Annotated in this window: 17 protein-coding genes; 12 read left to right on the top strand and 5 right to left on the bottom strand. The window is 55.1% G+C overall.

Annotated features, from left to right (window positions below; genetic code table 11):
• Positions 1-4 precede the first annotated feature (4 nt).
• The 7 genes from ACT3UM_RS19025 to ACT3UM_RS18995 all read left to right on the top strand — a co-directional run bounded on the left by ACT3UM_RS19025 (position 5) and on the right by ACT3UM_RS18995 (position 6,479).
• Positions 5-874 (top strand): aldo/keto reductase, encoded by an 870-nt coding sequence (locus ACT3UM_RS19025; RefSeq protein WP_498901430.1) that lies wholly within the window; start codon positions 5-7, stop codon positions 872-874.
• A 63-nt stretch (positions 875-937) separates the two neighbouring features.
• A complete protein-coding gene (locus ACT3UM_RS19020) occupies positions 938-1,885 on the top strand; it encodes a carbohydrate kinase family protein (protein WP_498901428.1) in 948 nt (315 codons plus the stop codon).
• A gap of 183 nt (positions 1,886-2,068) precedes the next feature.
• Positions 2,069-2,788, top strand: a complete 720-nt coding sequence (locus ACT3UM_RS19015; protein WP_386078370.1) for a FadR/GntR family transcriptional regulator — start codon at positions 2,069-2,071, stop codon at positions 2,786-2,788.
• Between the two features lie 15 nt (positions 2,789-2,803).
• Complete coding sequence (dgoD, locus tag ACT3UM_RS19010) at positions 2,804-3,952, top strand: galactonate dehydratase (RefSeq protein WP_498901426.1); 1,149 nt, start codon at positions 2,804-2,806, stop codon at positions 3,950-3,952.
• An 18-nt stretch (positions 3,953-3,970) separates the two neighbouring features.
• Positions 3,971-4,939 carry a 2-dehydro-3-deoxygalactonokinase gene (locus ACT3UM_RS19005; RefSeq protein ID WP_498901424.1) on the top strand — a complete coding sequence of 323 codons (969 nt, stop codon included), beginning with the start codon at positions 3,971-3,973 and terminating at the stop codon, positions 4,937-4,939.
• A gap of 7 nt (positions 4,940-4,946) precedes the next feature.
• On the top strand, positions 4,947-5,567 hold the full coding sequence (locus ACT3UM_RS19000) for a 2-dehydro-3-deoxy-6-phosphogalactonate aldolase (RefSeq protein ID WP_498901422.1): 621 nt from the start codon (positions 4,947-4,949) through the stop codon (positions 5,565-5,567).
• A gap of 15 nt (positions 5,568-5,582) precedes the next feature.
• Positions 5,583-6,479 carry an SMP-30/gluconolactonase/LRE family protein gene (locus ACT3UM_RS18995; protein WP_498901420.1) on the top strand — a complete coding sequence of 299 codons (897 nt, stop codon included), beginning with the start codon at positions 5,583-5,585 and terminating at the stop codon, positions 6,477-6,479.
• A 99-nt stretch (positions 6,480-6,578) separates the two neighbouring features.
• On the opposite strand, the gene ACT3UM_RS18990 is transcribed toward ACT3UM_RS18995, so the two are convergent.
• From ACT3UM_RS18990 to ACT3UM_RS18970, 5 genes are all read right to left on the bottom strand, one after another.
• The gene (locus tag ACT3UM_RS18990; RefSeq protein WP_386078380.1) at positions 6,579-8,174 is read right to left on the bottom strand and encodes a solute:sodium symporter family transporter; all 1,596 of its coding nucleotides are present in this window, start codon (positions 8,172-8,174) and stop codon (positions 6,579-6,581) included.
• A gap of 250 nt (positions 8,175-8,424) precedes the next feature.
• On the bottom strand, positions 8,425-9,087 hold the full coding sequence (locus tag ACT3UM_RS18985) for a bifunctional 4-hydroxy-2-oxoglutarate aldolase/2-dehydro-3-deoxy-phosphogluconate aldolase (RefSeq protein WP_498901418.1): 663 nt from the start codon (positions 9,085-9,087) through the stop codon (positions 8,425-8,427).
• A 45-nt stretch (positions 9,088-9,132) separates the two neighbouring features.
• On the bottom strand, positions 9,133-9,798 hold the full coding sequence (gene pgl, locus ACT3UM_RS18980; protein WP_498901416.1) for a 6-phosphogluconolactonase: 666 nt from the start codon (positions 9,796-9,798) through the stop codon (positions 9,133-9,135).
• A gap of 1 nt (position 9,799) precedes the next feature.
• On the bottom strand, positions 9,800-11,305 hold the full coding sequence (gene zwf, locus ACT3UM_RS18975; protein WP_498901414.1) for a glucose-6-phosphate dehydrogenase: 1,506 nt from the start codon (positions 11,303-11,305) through the stop codon (positions 9,800-9,802).
• Between the two features lie 304 nt (positions 11,306-11,609).
• Entirely contained in the window at positions 11,610-11,957 is a 348-nt protein-coding gene (locus tag ACT3UM_RS18970) for a hypothetical protein (RefSeq protein WP_498901412.1), read from the bottom strand.
• 180 nt (positions 11,958-12,137) lie between these two features.
• On the opposite strand from ACT3UM_RS18970, the gene ACT3UM_RS18965 reads away from it, so the two are divergent.
• The 5 genes from ACT3UM_RS18965 (at position 12,138) to malG (ending at position 18,139) form a co-directional block, all read left to right on the top strand.
• Positions 12,138-12,791 (top strand): potassium channel family protein, encoded by a 654-nt coding sequence (locus tag ACT3UM_RS18965; RefSeq protein ID WP_498901410.1) that lies wholly within the window; start codon positions 12,138-12,140, stop codon positions 12,789-12,791.
• Positions 12,788-14,158 (top strand): TrkH family potassium uptake protein, encoded by a 1,371-nt coding sequence (locus ACT3UM_RS18960; protein WP_498901408.1) that lies wholly within the window; start codon positions 12,788-12,790, stop codon positions 14,156-14,158. Before ACT3UM_RS18965 ends, ACT3UM_RS18960 begins: the two co-directional genes overlap by 4 nt.
• A 246-nt stretch (positions 14,159-14,404) precedes the next feature.
• Positions 14,405-15,592 (top strand): maltose/maltodextrin ABC transporter substrate-binding protein MalE, encoded by a 1,188-nt coding sequence (malE, locus tag ACT3UM_RS18955; RefSeq protein WP_498901517.1) that lies wholly within the window; start codon positions 14,405-14,407, stop codon positions 15,590-15,592.
• A gap of 74 nt (positions 15,593-15,666) precedes the next feature.
• On the top strand, positions 15,667-17,238 hold the full coding sequence (malF, locus tag ACT3UM_RS18950) for a maltose ABC transporter permease MalF (protein WP_498901406.1): 1,572 nt from the start codon (positions 15,667-15,669) through the stop codon (positions 17,236-17,238).
• A gap of 10 nt (positions 17,239-17,248) precedes the next feature.
• Positions 17,249-18,139: a maltose ABC transporter permease MalG gene (malG, locus tag ACT3UM_RS18945; protein ID WP_498901404.1), complete on the top strand. Its 891-nt coding sequence runs from the start codon at positions 17,249-17,251 to the stop codon at positions 18,137-18,139.
• Positions 18,140-18,167 lie beyond the last annotated feature (28 nt).

The following is an 18,167-nucleotide window of genomic DNA, read 5'->3' as shown; positions in this document are numbered from 1 at the left end:
TGCTATGCCCGCCGCCGCCTTTGATGTGCCGTTTATACTCGGCATGATGCGCTTGCACGAAGCGCCTGCCATGCACGCCCCTAAACAGTTAGCCGACTGGATCGAAGCACGCCTGGAACAGGGCCTAAACTGGTTTGACCATGCCGACATCTACGGCAGCGGCCAAGGTGAAACGCTGTTTGGCGCCGCGCTACACGCACGCCCTGCCCTGGCTCAGCGGGTTCATATCGTCACCAAAGCGAGCATCGCTAACGATAACCCCGCGCCCGGTTCGGGTAAGGTAAAGCACTACAACGCTAGCCCGGATTATCTGCGTAGCGCCATCGACGCCTCGCTTGGGCGTTTAAACGTCGAACGTCTCGACCACTTTCTGATTCACCGCCCCGACCTGCTAATGAACGCTGAAGCCACCGGCCGCGCGCTGGACGACGCCATTGAAGCAGGCAAAATTGGCGCCGCGGGAATTTCCAACCACCTGCCTAGCCAGTGGCGCCGTTTGCAAGCAGCCATGCATCATCGATTAAGCGCCAACCAGATCGAGCTCTCAATCGCCCATACCACGCCGCTGTTTAACGGTAGCTTTGATGATCTATGCGCCGACGGCCACTCGCCCATGGCGTGGTCGCCGCTGGCAGGTGGGCAATTGATGCAGGGCACCGTGGGCAACTGTTTGGATAAGTGGGCAACTACGCTTGATAGCTCGCCCAACGCCTTAGCGCTGGCTTGGCTGCGCAGCCTGCCCAACTCGCCGATACCGGTGATTGGCAGCGTTAAACCTGAGCGAATTAGCGACATGCTGAATGCCCCCGCAACGCTACCCCGGGAAGCGTGGTATGAGCTGCTTGAAGCCGCGCGCGGTCATTGCGTGGCATAAAACTGTTCCGTGCAACACCGCTCGTTTTAAAACAAAGACACTAATCACAATAAGGAGCCACAGATGACACCAGTTATCGCCTTTGGGGAAGCACTGGTTGATATGCTCTCCAGTCGTTTGGGTGCCGCCACTGATGCCCAGGAAACCTTTACGCCCTACGCCGGTGGCGCCCCTGCTAACGTGGCGGTCGCCTGCGCCCGCCTGGGTGTGCCTAGCCAGTTTTTAGGCATGGTAGGCAACGATACCTTTGGGCATTTTTTGGTGCGTGAGCTTAATAGCCACGGTGTAGACACCAGCGGCATTGTGTACACCCAACAATCCCGTACGGCGCTAGCGTTCGTTTCCCGGGATGCCTTGGGCGAGCGAACCTTTGATTTTTATCGTCCACCCGCTGCCGATCTGCTTTACCGCCTTGAGCATTTACCCCAGGGCGTATTTGAGAACCCTGCCATTTTGCACCTGTGCAGTAACAGCCTGACCGACCCCGAGATCGCCGACGTTACCCTGGCAATGGCCACCATGGCCAAGCGCGCAGGCTGCCTAGTCAGCGTTGATGCCAACCTGCGCCATAATCTTTGGCCCGGCGGTGAAGCAGACGCCAGCTTGGTCACGCAGCTGCTAGACGGCGCCGAATTGCTCAAGCTCTCCCAGGAAGAGCTCGACTACCTGCGTGCTGATCACCCTGCAGAGTCGTGGCTTTCTGAACGCTTAGCGGCTGGGGTGAAGGTTATCTTGATTACCGACGGCCCCAACGATGTGGTGCTAAAAGGTATCGGCATCGACCAGCGAATTGCGCCCCCTAAAGTTGAAGCAGTCGATACCACCGCCGGCGGCGACGCCTTTATTGGCGGCCTTCTGGCCGAGCTCTCGGCCCACGGCATCAATGAAAACTGGCAGAGCGATGCCGACTTTTTACACCGCGCAGTGGATACCGCCTGCCGCTGCGGCGCCCATGCCGTTACTCGGCCAGGCGCTTACGCCGCACTGCCAACACGAGCGGATATTAGCTAAATAAGACGCCCTATAAGCTATTAACATAAGGCACGCCTGACCCAGGCGTGCCTTTTTTTGTACCTGATTTGGAGTGACTAGACGTCAAATTCAGCTCGGACTTTTGTCTAAAGCAGTTCGCTTGTGGAAATGTCAGACATTTACTAGACTAGCGGTCATCGAACACACAACAAGAGACAGCCGATGACGCTGGATGCTCTACCGCCCCACCAGGGTGGCGCTGAACAGTTAGCGCGTTTACTCGCCCAGGCACTGCTGGCAGGCCACTGGCAGCCCGGCGATGTTTTTCCCCGCGAGCTGGATATCGGCAAACACTTTGCCGTTAGCCGTAACCAGGTGCGTAACGCCCTTACCAGCCTCACCGCTGCGGGGTTGTTAGAGCGCACCGCGGGGCGCGGCACGCTGGTACGCGAAATCGGCGACTGGCACCTGCTCGACCCGCTGATGAGCGAATGGATGACCGGTTTGGTCAACCTTGACCCGCAGCTGGTCAGGGCTATTTACGCCTTTCGCTACTCTGCCGAACCCGTAGTGGCAGGTCTGGCGGCGCAGGCAGCCCAGGCTGAAGACATAGAGCGCCTAGAGATCGCCTTTGCAGGCATGGCGAGCAGCGCAGGCAGTGTTGAAGCCCGTGCTGAGCATGCCGAGTACGACGTCGCCTTTCACGATGCCACTTACCGGGCTAGCCACAATTTAGTCTGGCGCCAAATGGGGCATTTACTGCGCCCTTCGATCATGGCGCTGATACACCGTTCGCAACACCGCACCGATACGCTAGACGACAGCCTTGCACGCCACCGTCAGGTGCTTGACGCCATACGCAACAGCGATGCCAGCGGCGCAGAGAGTGCCGCGAAAGAAGTACTGCGCCGCACCGCCATTGATCTTGGCATCGTCAATTAATAAGGATCTGATCTCATGAAAATCACCAAACTCAAGACCTGGCAAGTTCCCCCGCGCTGGCTGTTTCTCAAGATTGAAACCGACGAAGGCTGCTACGGCTGGGGTGAACCGGTAATTGAAGGCCGTGCGGCAACCGTTGAAGCCGCGGTGCACGAGCTTTCCGACTACTTGATTGGCCAAGACCCCCACCGCATCGAACACCTCTGGAACATGATGTACCGCGCAGGTTTTTATCGTGGTGGCCCTATTTTGATGAGCGCCATTGCCGGTATTGACCAGGCGCTGTGGGATCTTAAAGGTCGCGATCTGGGTGTGCCCGTCCACCAGCTGTTAGGTGGCGCCGTGCGCGACAAAATGCGCATGTACGCCTGGACCGGCGGTGACCGCCCCAGCGATGTGGGCGCGGGTGCCAAAGCGTTGGTCGAAAAAGGCTTCACAGCCTTCAAAATGAACGGCACCCCCGAGATGCAGATCGTCGACTCACACCGCAAGGTCGATGAAGCCGTGGCCCGGGTAGCGGAAGCCCGCGATGCGGTGGGCCCAGACGTGGGTATCGGCATCGACTTCCATGGCCGCGTGCACCGCCCCATGGCCAAAGCGCTGCTACGCGAGCTAGAGCCCTTCCACCCCATGTTTGTGGAAGAGCCGGTTGCCCCCGAGCACCTGCCCTGCCTAAAAGATATTGCTGGTGGTCTAGGCTACCCGCTGGCCACCGGTGAGCGACTGCATACTCGCTTTCAGTTCCGCGATCTGCTGGCCGACGGTATGATCGATATTATCCAGCCGGATATTTCCCACTGCGGCGGCATCAGCGAAGGCCTCAAAATTGCCGCGCTGGCCTCCGCCTACGATGTTGCCCTGGCGCCCCACTGCCCGCTCGGCCCGTTGACCTTAGCCGCTTCGCTACAGCTGGATGCGGTTAGCCACAACGCCTTTATCCAAGAACAGAGCATGGGTATTCACTACAACCAGGGTAACGATGTACTCGACTACCTGGTCGATAAATCAGCCCTGGCGATTGAAGATGGCTTCTGTGCCATTCCCCAAGGGCCTGGGCTTGGCGTGGAGATCAACGAAGAGTTCGTTGAGGAGCGCGCCAAGGTGGGCCACCGCTGGCGCAACCCGGTCTGGGCTCATGAAGATGGCTCTATTGCGGAGTGGTAAGCCATGGGATCAACCGAGATGAGTGAAACAGCTGACATTGCAGACCAATTAACCTGGATTGCCGTTGATTGGGGCTCCAGCAACCTGCGCGCTTGGGGCCTCAATCAACACGACCAAGTAATTGCCCAAGCCAGTAGCGACAAGGGGATGCTGTCGCTCAAAGCCGATGAGTATGAAGCCGAACTGCTACGGCTGGTGGGCGGCTGGCTGCCCACCTCTGGCCAGACTGATGTGCTGGTGTGCGGTATGGCGGGCGCCCGGCAGGGCTGGCGGGAAGCCGCCTATTTACCTGTACCCACGCGGCTTGATCAACTTAGCCAGGGCGCAGTAACGCCAACGCTTACCGGCGACCAGCTACGTGTTTACCTGCTGCCTGGTTTAAGCCAAACCCGCGGTACCGCAACTCACTTTGATGTGATGCGCGGTGAAGAGACCCAGTTGGCAGGGCTAGTCGCTGATTCGCCAGATTTTACTGGCCTCGCCTGCCTGCCCGGCACTCACGCCAAATGGGCAATCCTGGAGGCGGGCGCAGTGAGTGGATTTTCGACCTACCTGACCGGCGAGCTTTACCAGCTATTGGCCAACCAATCGGTCTTGAGCCACTCAATCGGCAGCGATGAGCTTCAAGACCCCGCTTGCCGCGAGACGTTTATGTCAGCAGTTAGCGAGATCTACGCGGCGCCCGAAACCTTTAGTAGCCGACTGTTCGGCCTGCGAGCGCAGGATTTGCTCGATGGTCGGCTACCTGCGGGCGACACGCGTGGCGCCTTACTGGCGGCCAGGCTCTCTGGACTCGCCATTGGCCTTGAGCTCGCTGGCGCCTGCCGTGAGTGCCCCAACGATAAGCCGATCATGCTGATTGGTAACCAAGCCCTGAGTCAGCGCTATACGCTGGCGCTCAATGCGATCGGCTATAAGACCCAGCATGTGAATGGTGACACCGCCGTCTTAGCAGGCCTGCGCCTCGCCCATCACGCGTTAAAATAATTTAAGTATGGAGAAATTGGCTATGTCGCTGCCCCTGATTGGTATTTTACGCGGTGTAACACCTGATGAGGCCGTAGATGTTGCGCAAGCGGTGCTGGCCGCGGGTATCATCCAGATTGAAGTACCGCTTAACTCACCCAACCCGCTGGAGAGTATTCGCCGCTTGGTCGACGCATTTGGCGAGCGCGCTGTCATTGGTGCGGGTACGGTGCTCACTTCGGATCAGGTGCGTGCAGTTCACGCTGCTGGTGGGCGCTTAATCGTTTCTCCCAACTGTCGACCTGCGGTCATTGAAGAGACGCATAGACTCGGTATGGCGAGCTGGCCGGGGATTGTGACACCTTCTGAGGCCTTCGATGCACTCGATGCAGGCGCCACCGGACTTAAACTCTTCCCCGCGGTGCAGGTAGGATTAGAGGGTATGCAGGCAGTGCGCTCAGTACTTCCCACAGGCACCCTTTTGTATGCGGTTGGCGGCGTTGGGGTCGATAACTTCGCCGCTTGGCGCGCAGCAGGTGTCGATGGTGCAGGGCTGGGCAGCGCTTTATACAAACCCGGCCAAAGCGCTTCCCAGGTAGGTCAACAGGCACAAGCCCTCGTCGATGCTTGGTTGGCAGGAGAACAATAAGGAGATCCAATAACAATGAATACAGGTATGCATGTTGCAACGTGGCAGGCAGAGTTGGCGGTCGATTGCCGCTGCACTCTAGGTGAAGGCCCACAGTGGGACGCCCAAAATCAGCGCCTTTATTGGTGCGATATTCTTGAAAAGCAGTTGCACTGGCTCTCCCCTACCAGCGGCGAGAGCGGCCACTTTCAGTTTGATCATCGGGTGTCACTGGCTGCGCCCCTTGAAGAGGGTGGCCTGCTGTTAGTCGGCGAAGACCGCCTAAGCCGCTTCGACCCAGGCAGCGGCAAGGTCGAAAAGCTGTGTGATTTCGAGGCCGACAACCCCATCACCCGCAGCAATGACGCCCGAGTTGATCGCCACGGCAGCCTGTGGCTTTCCAGCATGGGTAAAAGCGCTGAAAGAAACGCTGGCAGCCTTTACCGCCTGCACCGCGGCGAGCTGTCGCGGCTGCGCTCAGGGCTGACCATTCCCAATGCTATCTGCTTTGCTGAAAATGGCGAGTTTGCCTGGTTTACCGATACGGTGACAGGGGTGGTGATGCGCTGGGCGCTGGATAGCGACGGCTGGCCCCAGGGCGAGCCGCAGCCCTGGGCGGACTTTTTCTCAAGCCAGGGCAACCCCGACGGTGCAGTCATGGATAGCGAAGGCTGCCTATGGCTAGCGCTGTGGGGAGCTGGGCAAGTGGTGCGTTTGGATCATGACGGCGAAATAATAGGCCGCGTCGAGCTGCCGGTCAGCCAACCCTCCTGCCCGGCGTTTGCAGGCCCTGATCTGAAAACGCTATATATCACCACCGCACAAGAGGGATTTAGCGCGGAGCAGCTAGCCCAAGAACCCACAGCCGGCTCGCTGTATAGAGTCGAAACCGGCATCACAGGATTGGCTGAACTGCCGCTGCGCCTGGCATAACTCTCCTATAAACCTCCCAGCAAAAGGCCCCGTTAGCAGTTACTAGCGGGGCCTTCTTTTTACGCTGTTGTGGCTTCACCGATCAGCGACAAGGTGGAATCAGCCAGCGAAGCTTATATACATCACAATCACTAACACGACCAATACAATACCGGCCGGTACTGCGCCTTTCCAGGGCGTTAGATCCACATCGCCACTGTGCTCCTGAATCCAATCGGTTTCACGTGGGCGCAGCTTGCCGATAATCAGCATCACGACGACCAACAGCACAAACACCATCGCCACAAAGTGGAACTCGTGCATAACTTGCGGCAGCAGGGTGAAGGGTGGCACAAAGTAACCAGCGGCAATCAGCAAGCAGCCGCCCACCAGGGCGATTTTGGCCGCCATAGGCGGAACACGTTTGGTTAGCAGCCCGACCAGCACCACTGCTAGAATCGGAATAAAGTAGATCGCGTTCATCTTCTGCAGGTAACCAAACAGGCTCTCCTGGCCAGCAAGTAGCGGCGCAATAATCATGGTAAGGATGGCCATGATCCAGCCGAAGACCTTACCCGATTTCACCACCTGCTCTTCCGTCGCCTCTTTGTTCAGCACACCTTTATAGATGCCCAGGCTGAAAATCGTCGTGGTACTGTTCAGCGCGGAGTTAAACGACGAAAGAATCGCACCGACCATCACCGCGGCGAAAAACCCGGTTAGATACGGCGGCAGTACGTTAAACACCAAGTGACCGTAGGCTTCGTCAGCACGCACGCCCTGATCGGCATAAAGGTGGTAAGCAATGATGCCCGGCAGCACCAGATACAGCGGGCCCAGCAGTTTAAACAGACCGGTCAGCAGAACACCCTTCTGGCCTTCAGCCAGATTTTTCGCCGCAAAGGTGCGCTGAATAATCTGCTGGTTGGTGCTCCAATAAAATAGATTAATCAGGAAAACGCCGGTAAACAGGGTAAAGAACGGCACCTGCTGTTCAGCGCCGCCGATTGAATTGAGCTTATCCGGGTCGCTCTCTTTGAGGATGCTCCAACCTTCCATAATGCCGCTGCCGTCACTCACGGCCTGCAGGCCGAAATAGACGATCACGAAACCACCGATCAACAAACCAACGCCGTTAAGCGTATCCGAAACGGCCACCGTACGAAGCCCACCAAACAGTGCATACACCGCACCGATGATGCCGACGATCCATACCGTTAGCCACAGCAGCGTTGTCGAGGACTCGATGCCGGTGAGTCCCTGAAGGTCGAGCATCCCCTGCAGGCCGATGGCGCCGGAATAGAGAATAATCGGCAGCAGGATCACCGCGTAAGCGATCAGGAAGATGATATTGGTGATTAGCTGGGTGGTCTTATCGAAGCGTATCTCGAGTAGCTGCGGCAGCGTGGCAATACCACTTTTCAAAAACCGCGGCAGGAAGAAGAGTGCCAACGCCACCAGTGCGATAACCGCCACCACTTCCCAGGCCATCACACTTAAACCATCAGCAAAAGCAGCCCCGTTCAACCCTACCATCTGCTCGGTAGAGAGGTTGGTCATTAATAGAGAGCCAGCAATCAGCGGGAAGGTAAGCGTACGTCCTGCTAGAAAGTAGCCGCTGGTGCTTGAGTGGTCATCTCGGCGGGTGATTCGCCAAGTGATAAAGGCGACAAGCCCTGTAAAAAACAGGAAAGACGCCAGGGTCAAAGCGTGCATTTTGACTCACCTCATGATCATTGTAAGTGGCACGCACGTTACTGTATGCGCGTAGAGCGAAATGTCAGACAAATCGTTTCGCCATTTTAGTTGAGCTGAATATAGCCCGTTATACGTCTTTGGTCGTACGCAGGCGGCTACGATACGCGAATGGCATAATTTCGCTATAAAAAAACCCTAGCGATGGTTAAAAACCATAACTAGGGCCAGCATTTAGGTAACCTGCGACAGGTTACTTATGAATGCCTACTTAGTGATGAAAGCGCTCAGCTGATTGAAGGGCCAGTTCGCGAATGCCGTCCCAATCTTCAGCATCGACCATTGCTTTGGGCGTCAACCAGGAGCCGCCTACACACATCACGTTCGGCAGTGACAGGTAGGAGTCTGCGTTGTCCACGGTAATACCACCGGTGGGGCAGAAACGCGCTTCTGGAATCGGTGCGCCAAACGCTTTGATCGCTTTGGCGCCGCCGCTGGATTCCGCGGGGAAGAACTTAAACCGACGGTAGCCGTACTGCCAGCCGGTCATCAGCTCAGAAATGGTCGATACGCCTGGCAGCATCGGCACGGGGCTTTCTACGCCATAGCGGTAAAGCGCGTCAGTGGCGCCCGGTGTCACCACAAAATCAGCGCCGACCTGCTCGGCTTGGCGATATTGCGCGGGAGTGAGCACGGTACCCACACCAATACTGGCACCCGGCAGCGCTTCTTTCATTCGCTTGATGGCGTCCAGTGCGCAATCGGTACGCAGGGTCACTTCCAGCACGGTTAAGCCGCCTTCTACCAGGGCGCGGCCTAGCGGTACCGCATCTTCCAAGCGCTCAATGGTGATGACCGGAATCACTTCGGCTTTTAAGCAGATGCTATCAAGCTCTGCGGTACGGGTAGAGGGTAACTGTTTGTCGATAGTCATTAGTGAGTCTCCAAGCAACTTATTATTGGCTAAGCCAGCAAACGATCAAGGCGCCCAATAAATGGCCAATGGGCAGGTTAAAAAAGCACGAATAGGCAACTGACGAACATCGTCGCCGCTTAATGCCTTGGCCAATACGGCGCGTTTATCGTCACCGGTAATATGCAGAATATGTCGCCGCGCCTGATGCAGGCGGTCGGCCGAAAAGGTAATCCGTGGCTGCGGCTGACTAGGCGTTCTTACCGCCACTAACAACTCTTCCGTGGCGAGCGCCAGAGTCAGTTCAGGGCTATCGGGAAACAGTGACGCGGTGTGGCCGTCTCCCCCCATACCCAAAATCACCACGCTGGCAGGCCATGCCAGTGATTCCACTTGCTTGGCTACTTCATCTACGCCCTCTTCGGGGGTTGCCGCACCGCAAGTTAACGGTATAAAAGTAGCCGCTTCAGCGTCGCCCTGAAGGAGATGCTCACGCACCAACTTAGCGTTGCTATCACTGCTCTGCTCATCGACCCAGCGCTCGTCGGCAAGCGTTACGTCAATGCGCTCCCAGGGTAGCGGTTTGGCCGCCAGCGCCTTAAAGAAAGGCACCGGGGTGGAACCGCCTGAAACCACCAGCAGGACGCGCTCTTGATGGTTTAAGTCGTCGTGCAGCGCCTGAAAAACGGCTTCGGCAAGCTGCTCTGCCAACTGTTGGCGTGCTTGGCTCATATTAATAATCCTCGTACCAGCTGCGGCCGTCTTGGGTAATCATGGCGATGGAGGCAACGGGGCCCCAAGAGCCTGCTGGGTAACGGCGCGGCGGGGTGTCGCGTTTTTTCCAGCCATCAATGAGCTGGTCGCACCAACGCCAAGCGTGTTCGATTTCATCCCGGCGGACAAACAGATACTGCTGGCCTTTCATGACTTCGAGCAGCAGACGCTCATAGGCATCAGGTATCCGCGATTTGGGAAAGGCATTGTTGAAGTCCAAGTGCAGCGGGCCGGGGCGCAGGCGCATGCCTTTATCCAAGCCGCTATCTTTGGTCAGCACTTGCAGGGCGATCCCCTCTTCCGGCTGCAGGCGAATAATCAGCTTATTCGAGGCGATGCCGCGTTGATCCGGGTCGAAGATATAGTGCGGCTGCTGGCGAAAGTGGATCACGATCTGTGAGAGCTTATCCGGCATGCGCTTGCCGGTGCGCAAGTAAAACGGTACGCCTGCCCAGCGCCAGTTAGCCACTTCGGTTTTCATGGCCACAAAGGTTTCGGTTTGGCTCTGGGTGTTGGCGCCCTCTTCTTCTAAATACCCCGGCACCGACTGACCATCGCTAGTACCGGCGATATATTGGCCGCGCACCACATCCCGACCAAGCGCTTCACCCACAAACGGCTTGAGCGCTTTAAGCACCTTCACCTTCTCATCGCGAATGGCATCGGCATCCAGATTGGAGGGCGGATCCATGGCGATTAAGCACAGTAGCTGCAGCAAGTGGTTTTGCACCATGTCCCGCAGTTGACCCGCTTGGTCGAAATAACCCCATCGCCCTTCGATACCCACTTTTTCGGCAACGGTAATTTCCACATGGGAGATATTGTTCTGGTTCCACTGGGTACCAAACAACGGGTTGGCAAAACGCAGCGCAATCAGGTTCTGTACGGTCTCTTTACCTAAATAGTGGTCAATACGGTAAATCCGCGATTCGGGGAACACTTGACCGATGGCATCGTTAATTTCAATGGATGAGTGCAGGTCGTAGCCGATGGGTTTCTCCACCACTACGCGGGCCTCATCGTCCAGGCTTTTACTGGCCTGCAGATGACGGCAGATATCGCCATAAATAGAAGCACCAACGGAGAGGTAGACCACCATTGGGCGCGGAGAGCCTTTGCGCCACTGACGAATAGCGTCGTAACCCTCAACGCTTGAAAAATCGAGTTTTAAGTAATCCAAGCGGGCGAGAAAGCGCTCGAGACTCTGCTTATCCTGCTCGCTGCTTTTCAGCCGTTTTTGCAGGGCGTCGTTGACCATTTTGCGAAATGACGCAACGTCGTGCTCATGACGGGCCAGCCCCATAATGCGCGTGCTTTCAGGCATCAAGCCTTCGCGATCAAGATGGTATAAGGCAGGAAATAGCTTGCGCATGGCAAGATCACCCAGCGCCCCAAACAGCGCTAAATCAATAGCGTGATTCGGATCGCCCAGCGGTGCACCTTGGGAAGCAGTGGACTGGCTCATCGTCGCTCCTATTTATAATTAGGCATCTAATGTAGTTAGATTACCTAAAATCTACCGTAAAGGGGGCATTATACGCAATAATTCGTGTAATTTTACTACAAAATAGCATCTGCCGCTTCTCTTTCGATGCGTTTACGGCTGTGATTGGTCAAGGAATTTCCACTCTCACTCTACGCCCTTGATATACGCCGCTGCTACGCCCACTAAGGCGAAGGCGAGCTAGATGAGCCAATAATGAAGTATGCTTTAATTCATCAGGCAGTGCATAAAGCATCAGCTTGGGCTGATGCCAAAGGAAGAGGCATCACATTGGATTTATGTTTTTATGAATTATTTTTGCCAAGGAGAAACCAATAGCGGCGCCTGTTAATTTCGCATAGGTGGCAATACCAGAATAGATCAGCTCGGTTTGAGTGTAAATTTCCGCATAATCTGCACACATAGCAGACAATGTTGCCAAAGCTGCAACTACGAATCCCCACTTAACACCATGCCCCCATGCAATCAAAATGACTGGTATAAGATACGGAAATATGGATATAACAGGATTTTCCGCCTGATAATTATATACCGCCAGACCCCATAGCCAAGTGAGTAACACGAAAATACGAAAATACGAATTGGGATTTGTTTGAAATAACCCCACAGCCATATTGCCCCATTAAAAGAGTATTTATTTATAATTTAACCATACGCAGGTACATGCGACTCAATTGAAGCAATTTTTTTACGCAATTTTTACGTCTGCTAACGTAGGATTACACAGCTATTGTGCAATAGAGCTACAGCATATAAATTTACGTAATTCAAAGCTGTGGAGCCGCGCTTTATCATGATTGAAAAACAGCAATTTATCGTCATTGGTCTGGGCATATTCGGCGCGACTATTGCCCGTGAGCTAACTCAGCTTGGTCATGAGGTTTTGGGGATCGACGCTGATGAGCTGCGTGTCAATCGCTTAGCCGATGAGATCACTCACGCAGTCATTGCTGACGTAACAGATGAAAACGCGCTTATAGAGCTAAATGCGGGCAGTTATGACGCAGCGGTGGTAGCGATAGGCAGAAACGTTGAGGCAGCGATGTTGGCAACGCTTCAGCTGCAAGAATTAGGTGTGACAAAGGTATGGACGAAAGCACTGACAAATCAACACCACAGAGTCCTTGAACGGCTTGGTGCAACACGTATTATTGCACCTGAATATGAAATGGGTGTACGAATCTCTCAGGAATTGAATTACCCAATGGTTCATGATTACTTAAACCTGGGGAAGGACTATGTTGTCGTAGAATTCCATACAACAGAGGACTTAATTGGAAAAACCATTGGAAAAATCATCGAAGATGTTGATGTAGCGGCTTTAGTGATCAAAAGAAATACAGAAGTGCATGCACACCCTGGCCTCGATTGGGAAATACGCAGAGGTGATCGCTTAGTACTTGGCGGCTGGCTTGATGAATTAAGAAAACTCGTTAAAAACTTATGAAAGCAAGCTTACAAGACCAGACCCCTCACCAAACGATCGTCAAAGGGCCAAAGCGTAAACGTAGCATTAAGCCCCCTTGGCTATTGCTTGAGTCTTTTCTCATATTAATTTTCATTGGAACATGCCTGCTAAAACTGCCATTTGCCACCGTCGCTCCAGTTTCTTGGATGGAGGCCGCATTTACTGCCACCTCCGCCGTGACGGTAACGGGCCTTGTGGTTGTCGATACAGGCAGTCAGTACACGACCTTCGGTCAGCTCGTCATCCTATGCCTGATTCAATTAGGCGGACTAGGGTTGATGACCTTTGCAGTACTGACCGCTCTAGCGCTTGGTTTTAAGTTACGCCTAAAGCAACAGCTGGTGGCACAAGAAGCTTTCAATGAAGTATCCCTTCAAACGGCCAGAAAAGCGGGGAGTTCTATTGCGCTATTCGCCATTGCCAGTGAAGCCATTGGAATTATTGTACTTAGCTACTTTTTTATTCCCGAACTCGGCTGGGGTGACGGGCTGTATAATGCGCTTTTTTATACCATTTCCGCATTTAATAACGCGGGCTTTGCGCTATCTCCAGATAGCTTATCAGATTACGTTTCTCAACCCGGCATCACGCTATCTGTCACAGTACTTTTTGTTACTGGAGGACTTGGTTATATCGTCATTATGGAATTATTGGAAAAGCGTTCATGGCCTCGGCTTTCGGTATACGTAAAAATTATCTTAACCACTACTTTATTTCTCAATTTGTTCGCTACTGCGGCGGTTTTGATTTTGGAATTTAACAACCCCAACACGCTAGGCCTGCTAGAAGGCTTTTGGAGCAAGCTACTGGCCGCGTGGTTTCAAGGTGTTACTCCTCGAACGGCTGGATTCAACACGCTCGAAATTGGTGCTCTAACAGCAGGCACTAGTGTTCTAATGCTTCTGCTTATGTTTATTGGCGGCGCACCTAACTCAACTGCTAGCGGCATTAAGATTTCTACTTTTTTCATTTTAATCACAGCGACAAAATCTTTTCTTCAAGGAAATTTAAACGTAAACTTCTTTGGTCGCTCACTAAGTCGAGAAACATTACTAAAAGCGTTAGCTACCGCGACTATCGGCATGGCAACCATTTTCATAGCTGTTTTTATGCTGACGATTTTTGTAAAAGACGACTTCTTAGATATAGCGTTCGAGGTTGTCTCTGCTTTTGGCACCGTAGGATTATCGCGTGGCACTACAAGTGAGCTGGGTACCGCGGGCCAGCTAATTATCATGGCCGTAATGCTGATTGGCCGCCTTGGCCCCCTAACGCTAGGTTATACGCTGACTGTACGTCACAAATCGCATGTCAAATATGCGACAACTGAATTTCCAGTTGGCTAATTATGCATGGCGTATGTTTTGCATTTGGCTTGAGCGAGGACACGCTCATGCCCTCAAAAGCGCATTTGGTAGAGCCTGTAACAGGTTTTTAGCCCCCTACTTCTATTTAATGTTTCTACGCCCCTGATATACGCCATCACTACGCCCCTTAAGGATGAGGTAGCTGCCGACTGAATTGGCGAGGCTAAGCCTGTTCAGGTGGCAACGCCACCATCCTTTATAACAAAAATTGAGGCTTTTTAAATGATGGCAAGACATCGGCCCAGATTTACGCCTTTAATCACCGCCACCCTGCTTGCAGGAGCAACTTTGCCAGCCTTCGCGTTCGAAGATGACCGCTTAACCATCTGGATGGGCGACAACAAGGGCCAGGAAGGCATTCAGCTGCTGGCCGATCAGTTTCTTGAAGAGACGGGCATCGAAGTTGAGGTGGTCTTTCCGGATAACCTGACAGACCGTTTTCAACAGGCGGCAGGTAGTGGCCAAGGGCCGGATATCGTGATCTGGGCACACGACCGGATTGGCGAGTGGGCACAAAGCGGCCTATTAAAACAGGTAGCGCCTAGTGACAGCTTCCGTGAGTCTTTTTATGACTTCTCTTGGGAAGCTGCCCTGTGGAATGGCGAAACCTATGGCTACCCCATTTCAGTGGAATCACTCGGGCTCATTTATAACAAAGCCCTGGTGGACACCCCGCCGGAGAGCTTTGCCGAGCTAATGCAGCTGGACGAGACGCTTTCTCAACAGGGTAAAAAAGCCATCCTGTTCGACTACAGCGAGCCCTACTACGGCTGGACGCTGCTAGCCGCTAATGGTGGCTACCCGTTTAAACAAACTGACGCAGGCTACGACGTTACCGATATTGGCGTTAACAACGAAGGCGCCGTACAGGGTGCTGAGTTGCTGGTCGAGCTGATCGAAAGCGACGTGGTGCCGCGGGGAACCGACTACAGCATCATGGATAATCGTTTTAACAAGGGCGAAGTGGCGACTATGATTAGCGGCCCCTGGGCCTGGCCGAACCTTGAGCGCAGCGGCATTGATTACGGCGTCGCCCTGCTTCCCAAGGTCGGCGACGAACGTGCCAAGCCCATGTTTGGCGTTATGACGGCAATGATCAACTCAGCGTCGCCCAATGACTTTCTGGCCGTCGAGTTTCTGGAAAACTACCTGCTCAGCGAGGAGGGTATGCGCATCTTCAACAGCGATGGGTCGCTGGGGGCCGTGGCCCACATCGACTATCAGGCCGAGCTTGCCGACAACCCCAACATCGCGGCTACCCTCGAGAACGCTGAAGTCGGTATGCCGATGCCGAACATTCCTGAAATGGGCGCCTTCTGGGCAGCCATGGAACCCGCGTTGCAAAACATCGGCAGCGTGCGTCAGTCCCCCCAGGAAGCACTGGATGCCGCCGCGCGGCGTATGCGCCAGTAGCCACTCGCCTTTCCTTCACTGCCCTGCCATGGCACACCGCTGGCAAGGCCGGGCAGTTTCGCAGGACATCTTTAATGTTTACCACGAATGCTTCGCGGGGTTTGCCCCGCCACCGCTCCCGCCATGTGGCCGAACGCTATTCCCGCTGGGCAATGCGCAGCGTGATCGGGCTGATGGTACTGGCCCTGCTTTGGCTGGTGATGGCTTTTTATCTGCACGGCCAATGGGTATTTGCGCTGCTATTTTTAGTGCTTGGCACGTCGCTGGGCGTGGTATTCAGTCGACGTTCGCTGATGAGCCACCGGTATATTTTCCCGGCAGTGGCCGGGCTTGGCGTTTTCGTTATTTTCCCGCTGGTGTATACCGTCGGCATTAGCTTCAGTAACTACAGCTCGGACAACCTGCTCAGCCAGGAGCGCGTGCGCGCTCAGCTCACCGCCCAAAGCTACCAAGCAGAGGGCGCAGCCTTTTCCTATTCGCTTTACCAGCAGGACGAGTTGGTGCGCCTCTACCTGGAAAGCGACGCTCCTGCGGGCGACAACGACCGGCTACTATCCGCCGCGATCAACCTAACTAACAGCGAAGTCCGTCGCGCTCCAACCCAAGCCGTAGACGGCCCGCCCGAAGGTGAGCCGCTTCCCATTCGCGCAGCTATCCAGGCCCGCGACGCCCTCCAGGCGCTGCGCCTGCAAACGCCCGGGGGCACCGAGCTACGCATGGCGGGCCTGCGCCAGTTCGCGCCAATGATCGACCGCTATGAGATTCGTGACAACGGCAGCCTTTATGATCAGCAGGAGGGTCAGGTGCTGACGCCGGATAACGATATTGGCTTTTTCGTCACCGAGAACGGCGAACGCATCACCCCTGGGTGGCCGGTGAACGTGGGCTTCACCAACTACAGCAAGATCTTCACCGACCCGGATATACGCGGGCCGTTTATGCAGATATTTGTCTGGACCTTCGTATTTGCCGGGCTCACCGTACTGTTCACGTTGGCCGTGGGGTTCGTCCTCGCCTCGCTGCTGCAGTGGGATCAGCTCAAGGGCAAGGCGGTCTATCGGACACTGCTGATACTGCCCTACGCGGTTCCAGCGTTTATTTCGATTCTGATTTTCAAAGGCATGTTCAATCAGCATTTTGGTGAGGTGAACATGATTCTGGAGGCACTGTTCGGCATTTCGCCGGAGTGGTTTACCGACCCCTGGATAGCCCGAGCCATGCTGCTGATCGTCAATACCTGGCTGGGTTACCCCTACATGCTGTTGCTGTGCATGGGGCTGATTCAGTCGATCCCCGGCGATCTGTACGAGGCCTCGGCGGTAGACGGCGGCGGGCCGATCACTAACCTGATGAAGATCACCCTGCCGCTGATCATCAAACCACTCACGCCGCTGTTAATCGCCGCCTTTGCATTCAACTTCAATAACTTCGTACTGATTGCGCTGCTCACCGGGGGCAGCCCGGACATTCTGGGTGCCAGCACGCCCGCGGGCACCACCGACCTGCTGGTGAGCTATACCTACCGCATCGCCTTCCAGGATGCCGGCCAGAACTTCGGTCTGGCGGCAGCCATTGCCACGCTGATCTTCCTGCTGGTGGTGGGCATGTCGGTGGTGAATTTGCGGCTTTCCAAGGTTAAAGTTTAGGAGGTTTACGATGGCGATAGTCCAACCCCGCTCCATTCGCGCACGGCGATGGGGCGCCCATATGGCGCTGATCGGCTTTGTTTCACTGATCGTGTTTCCGCTGCTGTTGGTAATTTCAATCTCGTTTCGTGAGGGAAACTTTGCCTCGGGGAGCTTGATCCCCGAGCGCTTCTCGTTGGAGCACTGGTCACTGGCGTTGGGTATTCCCTGGGAGCGCCCGGACGGTAGCATCGTCCAGCCCCCCTTTCCGGTACTGCTGTGGCTGTGGAATTCCATCAAAGTAGCAGTCGTGTCATCGGTATTAATTCTTATGTTAGCAACCACCAGCGCCTACGCCTTTGCCCGTATGCGCTTTAAGGGCAAGGAGCCGCTGTTGAAAGGCATGCTGATTTTCCAGATGTTCCCCGCCGTGCTCTCGCTGGTGGCGCTCTACGCGCTGTTCGACCGGCTGGGTCAGTTCGTCGGCTGGCTGGGGATCAACACCCATGGCGCGCTGATTGTCGCCTCGCTCGGCGCAGTGGCGCTGCACATCTGGACGATCAAGGGCTACTTCGAATCCATCGACGGGTCGCTCGAAGAAGCCGCCATGGTGGACGGGGCAAGCACCTGGCAGGCGTTTCGCTACATCCTGTTGCCGCTGTCGGTGCCGATTCTGATGGTGGTGTTCATCCTGGCCTTTGTGATGAGCATCATGGAGTACCCCATGGCGTCGGTGCTGCTAGTGGATGAGCATAAGCTCACCCTGGCGGTGGGCGCCCAGCAGTATCTGGCCGACCATAATCAGCGCTGGGGCGACTTCGCCGCTGCTGCCGTGCTCTCGGGGCTGCCAATCACTGTGGCCTTCCTGATCTGCCAGCGTTGGATTATTGGCGGGTTAACCGCCGGGGGCGTTAAAGGTTAATTTTATACCCGGTGACAACAAAGCTACT

This window comes from Halomonas sp. AOP13-D3-9, from assembly GCF_052379125.1.
Taxonomy (GTDB): Bacteria; Pseudomonadota; Gammaproteobacteria; order Pseudomonadales; family Halomonadaceae; genus Vreelandella.
Note: the sequence above shows the minus strand (reverse complement) of the source record. Positions and strands in the feature narration are given on the sequence as shown.